The sequence below is a fragment of the Pseudomonas sp. OTU5201 genome (assembly GCF_038440135.1).
Lineage (GTDB): Bacteria > Pseudomonadota > Gammaproteobacteria > Pseudomonadales > Pseudomonadaceae > Metapseudomonas > Metapseudomonas resinovorans.
Genome location: NZ_JASATC010000031.1, coordinates 64,252 through 74,370 on the forward strand (window position 1 = coordinate 64,252; position 10,119 = coordinate 74,370).

General features: G+C 65.5%; 10 protein-coding genes. 6 read left to right on the forward strand and 4 right to left on the reverse strand.

The annotated features are described in order from the left end of the window. The first annotated feature begins 14 nt into the window (after positions 1 to 14). Complete coding sequence (locus AAHM40_RS19000; protein WP_342246026.1) at positions 15 to 1,481, forward strand: aldehyde dehydrogenase family protein; 1,467 nt, start codon at positions 15 to 17, stop codon at positions 1,479 to 1,481. 473 nt (positions 1,482 to 1,954) lie between these two features. Here the strand turns inward: AAHM40_RS19000 and AAHM40_RS19005 are convergent, their stop codons facing one another. From AAHM40_RS19005 to AAHM40_RS19020, 4 genes are all read right to left on the reverse strand, one after another. Beyond that, positions 1,955 to 2,416: a PAS domain-containing protein gene (locus AAHM40_RS19005; RefSeq protein ID WP_342246027.1), complete on the reverse strand. Its 462-nt coding sequence runs from the start codon at positions 2,414 to 2,416 to the stop codon at positions 1,955 to 1,957. A gap of 3 nt (positions 2,417 to 2,419) precedes the next feature. Then, entirely contained in the window at positions 2,420 to 3,427 is a 1,008-nt protein-coding gene (locus AAHM40_RS19010; RefSeq protein WP_342246028.1) for a response regulator, read from the reverse strand. Positions 3,428 to 3,547: 120 nt separating this feature from the next. After that, a complete protein-coding gene (locus AAHM40_RS19015) occupies positions 3,548 to 4,774 on the reverse strand; it encodes a TIGR03862 family flavoprotein (RefSeq protein ID WP_342246029.1) in 1,227 nt (408 codons plus the stop codon). A 279-nt stretch (positions 4,775 to 5,053) separates the two neighbouring features. After that, positions 5,054 to 5,977, reverse strand: a complete 924-nt coding sequence (locus tag AAHM40_RS19020; RefSeq protein ID WP_342246030.1) for a histone deacetylase family protein — start codon at positions 5,975 to 5,977, stop codon at positions 5,054 to 5,056. A 70-nt stretch (positions 5,978 to 6,047) separates the two neighbouring features. Between AAHM40_RS19020 and AAHM40_RS19025 the strand changes: the two genes are divergently transcribed. The 5 genes from AAHM40_RS19025 to AAHM40_RS19045 form a co-directional block, all read left to right on the forward strand. Continuing rightward, on the forward strand, positions 6,048 to 6,608 hold the full coding sequence (locus tag AAHM40_RS19025) for a GNAT family N-acetyltransferase (RefSeq protein ID WP_342246031.1): 561 nt from the start codon (positions 6,048 to 6,050) through the stop codon (positions 6,606 to 6,608). Next, positions 6,605 to 8,209: a nitroreductase family protein gene (locus AAHM40_RS19030; RefSeq protein ID WP_342246032.1), complete on the forward strand. Its 1,605-nt coding sequence runs from the start codon at positions 6,605 to 6,607 to the stop codon at positions 8,207 to 8,209. The genes AAHM40_RS19025 and AAHM40_RS19030 overlap by 4 nt, the downstream gene beginning before the upstream one ends. Before the next feature lie 31 nt (positions 8,210 to 8,240). Further along, a complete protein-coding gene (tesB, locus tag AAHM40_RS19035) occupies positions 8,241 to 9,110 on the forward strand; it encodes an acyl-CoA thioesterase II (RefSeq protein ID WP_342246033.1) in 870 nt (289 codons plus the stop codon). Between the two features lie 47 nt (positions 9,111 to 9,157). Then, positions 9,158 to 9,715 carry an HAD family hydrolase gene (locus tag AAHM40_RS19040; protein WP_342246037.1) on the forward strand — a complete coding sequence of 186 codons (558 nt, stop codon included), beginning with the start codon at positions 9,158 to 9,160 and terminating at the stop codon, positions 9,713 to 9,715. Positions 9,716 to 9,781: 66 nt separating this feature from the next. Further along, positions 9,782 to 10,119, forward strand: a 338-nt coding sequence (locus AAHM40_RS19045) for an endonuclease domain-containing protein (RefSeq protein WP_342246034.1), incomplete at its 3' end; no start/stop codon positions are given.

The window sequence follows — 10,119 nt, forward strand, 5'->3', positions numbered from 1 at the left end:
CATGGAGCAAAGCCATGCGTGACCAGCTGTACATCAACGGGCAATGGGTCCGTCCCGATCTGGGCGGCTATTTCGAAGTGCTGGACCCCAGCAGTGGCGACCTGATCCAGCGGGTGCCGGCGGCCACCGAGGAAGACATCGACCATGCCGTGCATGCCGCTCGCCAGGCCTTCAATCGGGGCTGGGGGCAGAGCAGCGGGGCAGAACGTGCCGGTTGGCTGGAAGCCCTGGCCGATGAGCTGGAAGGGCGCCAGGACGCTTTGGCGGTTCTGGAGGTACGCGACAACGGCAAGCCGCTGCCCGAGGCGCAATGGGACATCGCCGACGCCATCGGCTGCTTCCGCTACTACGCCGGACTGGCGCGGGAACTGGATGGCCGCCAGGACCAACCGCTGGCGCTGCCGGATGACCGCTTCAGTTGCCGTATCCGTTACGAGCCGGTGGGCGTTGCCGGGCAGATCATCCCCTGGAACTACCCGCTGCTGATGGCCGCCTGGAAGGTCGCCCCGGCCTTGGCAGCGGGCGCTACCTGCGTGCTCAAACCGTCGGAGATGACTCCGCTGACCGCGCTGGAACTGGCCGGCGCCGCCGAGCGTATCGGCCTGCCCTCCGGTGTGCTCAATGTGGTCACGGGCCTTGGTAGCGAAGCTGGCGGACCCCTCAGCCAGCATCCGGGTGTGGACAAGCTGGCGTTCACCGGTAGCGTTCCGACGGGGGCGAAAATCATGTCGGCGGCCGCCGCCGACATCAAGAACATCAGCCTGGAGTTGGGCGGCAAGTCGGCCTTCATCGTCTTCGACGACGCCGACGTGGACGCGGCGGTGGAATGGATCATGTTCGGCATCTTCTGGAACCAGGGACAGGTGTGCAGCGCCACCTCGCGTCTGCTGGTGCAAGAGGGCATCGCCCCTCGACTGATCGAGCGCCTGGTGGAAGAGGCCCGGCGCATCGCCATTGGCCCCGGCCTGGAACGCGGCGTGCTGCTGGGGCCGCTGGTGAGTGCCGGGCAGTACCAGAAGGTCATGGGCATGATTGAACAGGGCAAGCAGGAGGCCAATCTGCTGACCGGTGGCAAGCGCCCCCCGCACCTGTCCCACGGCTATTTCGTCGAGCCGGCGGTGTTCGATGAGCCGGCGGACAACAGCCGCATCTGGCGTGAAGAGATCTTCGGTCCTGTGCTCTGCGTGAAGCGCTTCAAGACCGAGGCGGACGCCTTGCGCATGGCCAACGACAGCCGCTTCGGCCTGGCCGCTGCGGTCATGAGCACAGACCTGGACCGCGCCGCGCGGGTGGCCAATGGCCTGCGTGCCGGCATCGTCTGGGTCAACTGCTCGCAACCCACCTTCACCCAGGCGCCCTGGGGCGGCATGAAGCAGAGTGGTATCGGCCGAGAGCTGGGCCGCTGGGGGCTGGAGAACTACCTGGAGGTCAAGCAGGTCACCGAGTACAGAAGCGCCGAGCCGTGGGGGTGGTACCTGTAGGGGCGATTCAATGGCTATGTCTGCGTTAGCTGTTGCAACGTTGAGTGAAGCCTTCTAGCTCGGACCGTCCAGGCTTCCGCGCCAGCCGGATACAACCCTCACCCCCGCCCTGCGCCCCGGCCTGATCGCTTCGCGCTCATGCGTCCATCGCCACCGGAAGCAATGCTTCCGAAAACGTGCCTCTTCACCCCATAGGGCGAGAGGGGACTCGCGCCGGCGAGGCATGAGTCATCCTGAGGCCCACACGGGCCGGATGCAGGGGCAAGCCCTTTGGTTCCTTTCTGGCGTTTGAGAAAGGGACTCGTCCGGGGGGACGAAACCAGAAATATCCGCAGAACTCGGCAAGCAGCTTGGCTCAGGACGTTCTAGCAACACTTAACGCAGATATAGCCATTCCAATCGCCAAGCAGGCCGAAGGACTGCCTTGCTGATTGCCGGGGCTGCTGTGCAGCCCTTGGCGAATGAATTCGCCCCTACAGGAGCCGCGGACGATTCGTCTCCGCCAACTGCCGCTTCAACCGCGCCACCTCGGTCATGTCGGTGATCACCAGGCAGACCCGCTCGACCTGCCCGCCGACTGCCGCCAGGGGCAGGAGCGTGAGGTTCTGGTACATGAAATCTTCCTCGCCGGTGATCGGGCGGTAATTCTCGAAGCGAATCAGGTAGGGCCGTTGTTCCCACAGGCTGAAAGCGCGGGTCCCGAGTTGCAGCACGGTGTCCACCTTGCGGCGCAACCAGCTGCGGTCGATCTCCGGGAACACCTCGAAGAGGTTCTTGCCATGCACCCGGTCGGGACCGAAGCCTGAATGGTTCTCCATGAAACTGTTCCACACCTCGATTCGGTACTGGCGGTCCAGAACCACCACCCCGACGTCCAGGCACTGGACGATATCGAGCAGCCAGTGGAGTTCCTTGAAGTCGATCTGTGCCGGCATGGGTCAGTCCATCAGGTAGTGGATCTTCTGGGTCAGGCGCGCGATGGAGGTTTCGGTGAAGAGCAGCAGCAGGTCGAAGTGCAGGTTGTGGTCTTCGATGGCGTAGCTGATCTCCACCGCCAGCGTCTTGCGCCAGCGCCGGTTATTGAGCTGGAACAGTCGTTCGATGGAGCTGTGCTGGCCGAGCAGTTGCGGGTGGCCTTGGGAGAAACGCACATCGATCTGCTCGGCGATGCCGGCCAGGCATGCGCCGATCAGGATGCTCGCCAGGTCCAGCAGCATCTCCGCCTCATCGGCATCACCCTGGGGCTGCCAGCCGAGCAGGCGCGCCACCTCGGCGCTCTCGGCGTCGTGGAACAGCAGCAGCGCCTCGCCGGCGATGGATTCGCCGATGAAGCCCTGGCACACCGCCGATAACCGCTCGCCGCGCTGGGTGTCGGCCAGGGCCATGTGCAGTTCGCTGACTTCGAAGAGGTTGACGTTGGGCACCGGCAGTTGCACGAACACTCCGAGCACACGCGCCAGCAAGGCAGCGGCGCGGCCCATGGCGACGTTGCTGACTTCGCGCAGGGCGTCGCGGAAATTTACCCGCAGGTCCGGGTCGATGCGTCCGGGGACGCCGATGACCGGGCTGGTGGACGGCGCCGGGCGCAGCAATCCGAGGCGGATCAGGGTTTCGCGCAGTTCGTCCGGGTCGGCTGGCTTGCGGATGAAGGCGAGCGCCCCCAGCTCCTGGACACGTCGCTGGGCCTCTTCCTGGACATCGCCAGATACCACCACCACGCGGGCCTTCAGGCCTTCGGTGCGGATTCGGCTGAGGACCTGGTAGCCGTCCATCACCGGCATGGTCAGGTCCAGCAGGACCACGTGGCCGTGGCCCTGGCGGATGGCCTCAAGGGCTTCTTCGCCGTTGCCGGCCTGTGTGATATGCACGGGCCAGTCCAGCGGCAGCGCGCGAATCAACTGCTTGCGCGCCATCATCGAGTCGTCGCAGACGAGGAGGGGAATCACCTTGGGGGCACCGCATGGAAAAAACTGGGCTCTGGGCAAGCATAGACGCTGGCCGCGTGCCAGCGGACACCTGGCGGCGAGCTTCCGATCAGATGTGATTTCTGGCGAGCTGCCGGTCGGTCAGCTCGTCGTGAGCCAGCGCAGTAAGCCCTGTGCGGCGACGCGACCGCTGGCGAAACAGGCGGTGAGCAGGTAGCCGCCCGTGGGTGCCTCCCAGTCGAGCATCTCGCCGGCGCAGAACACGCCCGGCACTTGTTTGAGCATCAAACCTTCGTCCATGGCCTCGAAGGGCACGCCTCCGGCCGAGCTGATGGCTTCGTCCAGCGGTCGCGCCCGCACCAGTGTCAGTGGCAGGTTTTTGATGGTGGTAGCAAGGCGGGCGGGATCAAGGAAGTCGTCCTTGGCCGACAGCTCCCGCAAAAGGCCAGCGCGAGCGCCGTCGATGCCCAGCTGGCTGTGCAGGTGCTTGGCCATGGAGCGTGACCCGCGTGGTCGGGCCAGGGCCTTGGTGATCTTCTCCACGCTCTGGTTGGGCAGCAGGTCGAGGTACAGGGTGGCGCTGCCGGTGGTACTGATGCGCTCGCGGATGGCGGCGGACAGGGCGTAGATCAGGCTGCCTTCGACACCGGTGCTGGTGAGCACGAACTCGCCTTGTCGCGGTGCCGTATCGTCCAGTCGAACGGTGACCGACTTGATCGGCGCACCGGCGAACTTCTCCTGCAGCAGCGGGCTCCAGCCTTCCACTTCGAAGCCGCAGTTGCTCGATTGCAGCGGCGCGATGTGGACGCCGCGTGTTTCCAGCAGCGGAACCCAGGCGCCATCCGAGCCCAACCGAGCCCAGCTGCCACCGCCGAGTGCCAGAAGGCAGGCATCGGCTTGCACACGGGTTTCGCCGCCTGGCGTGGCAATGCGCAGGGCGCCCTGGTCATCCCAGCCCAGCCAGCGGTGACGGTTGTGGATAACCACGCCTTGCTCGCGCAGGCGCTTGAGCCAGGCGCGCAGCAAGGGCGCCGCCTTCATGTCGGTGGGGAAGACCCGGCCCGAGCTGCCGACGAAGGTGTCGATGCCGAGATCGTGAATCCATGCGCGCAGTTCTTCGGCGCCGAAGTCCTGCAGCAGCGCGGCGACCTCATCGCGGCGAGCGCCGTAGCGGCCGAGAAAGGGCCCCTTCGGTTCCGAGTGAGTGATGTTCATCCCGCCCACACCGGCCAGCAGGAATTTGCGACCGACCGAGGGCATGGCATCGAACAACTCCACCCGTGCGCCGCCCTGGGCCAGGACTTCGGCGGCCATCAGGCCAGCGGGGCCGCCGCCGATGACGGCGACGAAGGGTGAGGAGTCGTTCATGGGAATAGGAATGCAGGAGTGGGGAAGGGGCGCATTCTACTGCACCAGAGGACAGGCCTGCGGCCTGCTTGGCGATTGATATGGCTATGTCTGCGTTAGCTGTTGCGAGAGATTTCCCATCCGGCCAAGAGCCTTGTAGGAGCTGCCTACAACACGTCATGCAGACATAGCCATTGATATCGCCCCTGCACAGCAAAGCTCCGGACTGTGCGCGAATCATCTTCGGATGGGTAGAGCTGGCGAAACCTATCAATCCAACGGCATGGGCATCGCTCTAATTCACTGCCCCAGTCCCATCTCCCGCCAGACCCGATCCGCGCTGTGGTGCAGGATGCCATGCCGCCTTGCCAGCGCCGCACGATCCTTGTCGTAGCCGCCGCCGATCACGCCCACCACAGGAATGTCCCGACCCAGGCAATGGCGGATCACCCGCTCGTCGCGCTCGGCAAGGCCAGCGTCGGTGAGCTGCAGGTAGCCCAGGGCATCGTCCTTGTGCACGTCAACGCCGGCGTCGTAGAGCACGATGTCTGGCTGGTACAGGGGCAGCAGGTAGTTGAGTGCGTCGTCCACCACTTGCAGGTAGTCGGCGTCACCCATGCCCATGGGCAGGGGGATGTCCCAATCGCTCTCGGCCTTGCGCGCAGGGAAGTTCTTTTCGCAATGCAGGGAAACGGTGATGGCCTCCGGGGTATCGGCCAGCAGCCGCGCGGTGCCGTCGCCCTGATGCACGTCGCAGTCGAAGATCAGCACCTGTTGCGCCTTGCCTGTTTCCAGCAGGTAGCGGCTGATCACCGCCAGGTCGTTGAAGATGCAGAAACCGGCTGCGTGGTCGAAATGTGCGTGGTGGGTGCCGCCGGCCAGGTGGCAGGCCAGGCCGTGCTTCAAGGCCAGGTCGGCGGTCAGCAGTGAGCCGCCTACCGCGCGCACGGTGCGTCGGGCCAAGGGTTCGCTCCAGGGCAGGCCGAGCCGACGCTGTTCCTCGCGACCCAGCTCGCCGCTGAGAAAGCGCTGGATGTAGTCCGGACAGTGGGCCAGGGCGAGCACCTCGGGCGCGCACATGTCCGGTCGATGCAGGCGCGCGTCGGTGGTCAGGCCGCTGTCCAGCAAATGCTCGTAGAGCAAGCGGAACTTCTCCATCGGGAAGCGGTGCTCCGCCGGAAACGGCGGGCTGTAGTCATCGTGGTAGACCAGCGGGAGGAACATCGATCGGCACTCGGGGTGGTACGAAGGGCAGTATTATGGGGCCTTCGAGCCAGGTTCAAGAGTAAGTCCCATGTCCCCGATCGAACTGCTTACCCCGCGCCTGCATCTGCGTGACTGGTGCGACGACGACCTGTCAGCCTTTGCCGAGCTGAATGCCGATGCGGAGGTGATGCGCCATTTCCCCGCCTGCCTGAGTCGCGAGGAAAGCGATGCCCTGGCGGCGCGTATTCGTCAGCATTTCCAGCGGTACAACTTTGGTCAGTGGGTCATCGAGCACCGTGGCGATGGCGGCTTTGTGGGTGTCCTGGGTCTGCAGAATGTGAACTTCGAGGAACACTTCACCCCGGCCGTGGAGATCGGCTGGCGCCTGATGCATCGCTACTGGGGCCAAGGCCTGGCCAGCGAGGCGGCGCAAGCGACCCTGGCGTTCGCTTTCGAGCCCCTGCAATTGGCTGAGGTCGTGGCCTTCACCGTGCCCGGAAACCTGCGTTCGCAAGCGGTGATGCAGCGAATCGGTATGCAGCACGACCCGGATGGAGACTTCGAACACCCGCTCTTGCCCGAGGGGCACCCGTTGCGTCGCCATGTGCTCTACCGGCTGGGGCGCGCTGAGTGGGAAGCGTTGCGATGAGCGACGCTGTGCGCGGCTATCACGAACTCAGCAAGCATCGGCCAGATGGCTTCGCGCCGGGACCAGGGCAGCTCGACTGGGCGACCCAGCCGGCGCCATTCCGTCGCTACAGCGGCGCGCGCCTGGTGGAGCTCTCGCATCGCCCGCTTGAGGAAACCCCGCCCTACGATGCCGTGTTCGCGGCGCCGGTCGGCCCGCCGGCACCGTTGAACCGTGACAGCATTTCCCAGCTGCTCTACGACAGCCTGGCGATTTCCGCCTGGAAGGAAGCCGGTGCCAGCAAGTGGGCCCTGCGGGTCAATCCGTCCTCGGGCAACCTGCACCCCACCGAGGCCTACCTGCTGCTGCCGCCGGGGGCGGTGGAGGGGGGCGGCTCGCTCGCGCACTACGCGCCGGATGTCCACGCCCTGGAGGTGCGCGCCGAACTGCCGGTGCCCCTGGCCGCACAACTGGCAGCGGCGCTGCCGCCGGGCGGCTTCTTGCTCGGCCTGGCCAGCATTCCCTGGCGCGAGGCCTGGAAGTACGGAGAACGTGCCTACCGTTATTGCCAGCACGACCTGGGCCATGCCCTGGCGGCTCTGGCCATCGCCGCCAGCGCGTTGGGCTGGCAGGTGCGCGTCATGGGCGGGGTTGCCGAAGTAGCACTGGACTCGCTGCTGGGGCTGGACCGCCCCGGTTTCGTCGAGCGCGAATTTGCCGATGTGCTGCTGTGGATAGGTCCGCCGCAGGATCGGGAGTTCGCCCTGAGCCAATCGCTACTCGATGGCCTTGCTGTGCTGGAGCCGCAAGGTACGCCCAATCGGTTGTCCCGCGAGCAGCGCCAATGGCCGGAGCTGGAGCGGGTTCATGGCGCGTGCCGCGCACCGCGGCAGCCGTTGGCTGAATGGCCCAAGGTTGAGGCCAGCCCTGTTGTGGATAACCCTGGTCTGCCCCTGCGTCCGCTGTTGCATCGGCGGCGCAGCGCGCAATCCATGGATGGCCGCAGCGGTATCCAGGCGGAGCTGCTACTGGCCTGGTTGCGTCGCCTTATGCCAGCGAATTCACCAGTGCCCTTTGCCAGCCTCGGCGAGGCACGCGTTGATCTGCTGCTGTTCGTCCACCGCGTACAGGGCCTGGCCCCCGGCCTCTATTGGCTGGCCCGTGGCGCCGTACCCGAAGGCGAGCTGGCCAGCGGTTTGCGCGAGGACTTCCTCTGGCAGCGCGCCAGCGACGAGCTGCCGTTGTATCGCCTGCTGGAGGGCGATGCCCGTGGTCTGGCGGGCTTCCTCTCCTGCGGTCAGGACATCGCCGCCGACGGCTGCGTTGCCCTGGCGATGCTCGCGCGCTTCGACGACGCCCTGGAGCAGGGCGCCTGGCACTACCCGCGGCTGTACTGGGAATGCGGCCAGATCGGACAACTGCTTTACCTAGAAGCCGAGGCCGCCGGGATATCCGGTACCGGTATTGGCTGCTACTTCGACGATTCGGTACATGAATTGCTGGAAATGGCCGACAGTCGCTGGCAAAGCCTTTACCATTTCACCATCGGTCGCGCGCTGTGGGACGAGCGCCTGACGACGCTTCCGGCCTACCCCGAACTACGACGACCGCCCCGGCCATGACCGGGGCGGCAGCCTTGCAGAGGAGAACCCCATGACCCAGGTGCTCGACGAGTTGGTCGCGCTGCTGAGCCTCGAATCCATCGAAGAAAACCTGTTCCGTGGCGTCAGCCAGGACCTCGGTTTCCGCCAACTGTTCGGCGGCCAGGTGCTGGGCCAGTCCCTCTCCGCCGCCAGCCAGACGGTGGAGCCCGAGCGCCATGTGCATTCGCTCCACGGTTACTTCCTGCGTCCGGGCGATGCCACCTTGCCGGTGGTGTACTCGGTCGAGCGGGTTCGCGACGGTGGCAGTTTCAGCACTCGTCGGGTCACCGCCATCCAGAAAGGCCAGCAGATCTTCACCTGCAGTGCGTCCTTCCAGCAGGACGAGGAAGGTTTCGAGCACCAGCTGCCCATGCCGCAGGTGCCGGGGCCGGAGAGCCTGCCAAGTGAGCTGGACATCGCCCGGCAAAATGCCCATCTGCTTTCCGAGCGGGTGCGTGACAAGTTCCTCTGCGCCAAGCCCATCGAGATTCGTCCGGTCACTGCCGACAACCCCTACGACCCCAAGCCGGGCGAGCCGATCAAGCACCTCTGGTTCCGCGCAGATGGCAGCCTGCCGGACATCCGCGCGATCCATAAGTACATCCTGGCCTACGCGTCGGACTTCGGCCTGCTGACCACCGCCATGCTCCCCCACGGCGTTTCCGTGTGGCAGAAGTTCATGCAGGTCGCCAGCCTTGACCATGCCCTCTGGTTCCACCGCGACCTGCGCGCGGACGACTGGCTGCTCTACTCCATGGACAGCCCCTGGGCCGGCAATGCCCGCGGCTTCTCCCGTGGCAGCATCTTCAACCGCTCCGGCCAACTGGTGGCCTCGGTGGCCCAGGAGGGCCTGACCCGCCTGCGCGAGGATTGGAAGTGACGCTTCCGGGTAACGAGCTTGGGCAATACCGTCACTGGGTGTTCGACATGGACGGCACCCTGACCATCGCCGTGCATGATTTTGCCGCCATTCGCGTGGCTCTGGACATCCCGCCAGAGGACGACATCCTCCACCATCTGGCGGCCTTGCCCGAAGATGAAGCCACCGCCAAGCACGCCTGGCTGCTGGAACACGAACGGGAGCTGGCGCTGAATGCGAACCCCGCCGAGGGGGCCCTCGAACTGGTGCGTGATCTGCACCGGCGCGGCTGCCGGCTCGGCATCCTCACCCGCAATGCCCACGAGCTGGCGCTGCTCACCCTCGAGGCCATTGGCCTCGGCGACTGCTTCGCCACCGACGACATCCTTGGCCGCGGCGAAGCCCCACCCAAACCCCACCCCGGCGGCCTGCTGCACCTGGCCGAGCGCTGGCAGGTCGACCCTCGTGAACTGGTGATGGTGGGTGACTACCGTTTCGACCTCGACTGCGGCCGCGCGGCCGGCGCCGGCACCGTGCTGGTGAACCTGCCGGAAAACCCCTGGCCAGAGCTGGCGGACTGGTTCGCGCGCGATTGTGGGGAGTTGCTGGGGATGGTGAGGGGATGAGGGTGGAATCTGTTTTTCTCTAACTTGTGGGGAGGGAAACATCAGTTATCCACGGAGGGACGACGCATGCGCAAACCACCGCTCGACGATGAACGCCTGGAATTCACCCGGATGCTCAGGCGATCGTCCACCGACGCCGAAAATCTGATCTGGCGCCGACTGCGCGGACGGCAACTGGCAGGACTGAAGTTCCGCCGACAGCACCCTGCAGGGCCTTATGTCCTCGACTTTTACTGCCTGGAGAGACTGCTGGCCGTGGAGGTCGATGGCGGTCAGCACTACTCGGATCCGCACAGGGATCAACTGCGGGATGGTTGGTTGGCAGGGCAGGGGATACAGGTGTTGCGCTTCAGCGCGAGGGAGGCATTGGTGGAGACCGAGGCTGTGTTGGAGCGGATTCTTTT

Excerpts from the sequence above, each read along its gene's own strand:
- AAHM40_RS19020 (WP_342246030.1), bottom strand. The coding sequence starts at position 5,977 with ATGTTCCTCCCGCTGGTCTACCACGATGACTACAGCCCGCCGTTTCCG.
- AAHM40_RS19005 (WP_342246027.1), bottom strand. The coding sequence starts at position 2,416 with ATGCCGGCACAGATCGACTTCAAGGAACTCCACTGGCTGCTCGATATC.
- AAHM40_RS19030 (WP_342246032.1), top strand. The coding sequence starts at position 6,605 with ATGAGCGACGCTGTGCGCGGCTATCACGAACTCAGCAAGCATCGGCCA.
- tesB (WP_342246033.1), top strand. The coding sequence starts at position 8,241 with ATGACCCAGGTGCTCGACGAGTTGGTCGCGCTGCTGAGCCTCGAATCC.
- AAHM40_RS19040 (WP_342246037.1), top strand. The coding sequence starts at position 9,158 with ATGGACGGCACCCTGACCATCGCCGTGCATGATTTTGCCGCCATTCGC.
- AAHM40_RS19025 (WP_342246031.1), top strand. The coding sequence starts at position 6,048 with ATGTCCCCGATCGAACTGCTTACCCCGCGCCTGCATCTGCGTGACTGG.
- AAHM40_RS19015 (WP_342246029.1), bottom strand. The coding sequence starts at position 4,774 with ATGAACGACTCCTCACCCTTCGTCGCCGTCATCGGCGGCGGCCCCGCT.
- AAHM40_RS19000 (WP_342246026.1), top strand. The coding sequence starts at position 15 with ATGCGTGACCAGCTGTACATCAACGGGCAATGGGTCCGTCCCGATCTG.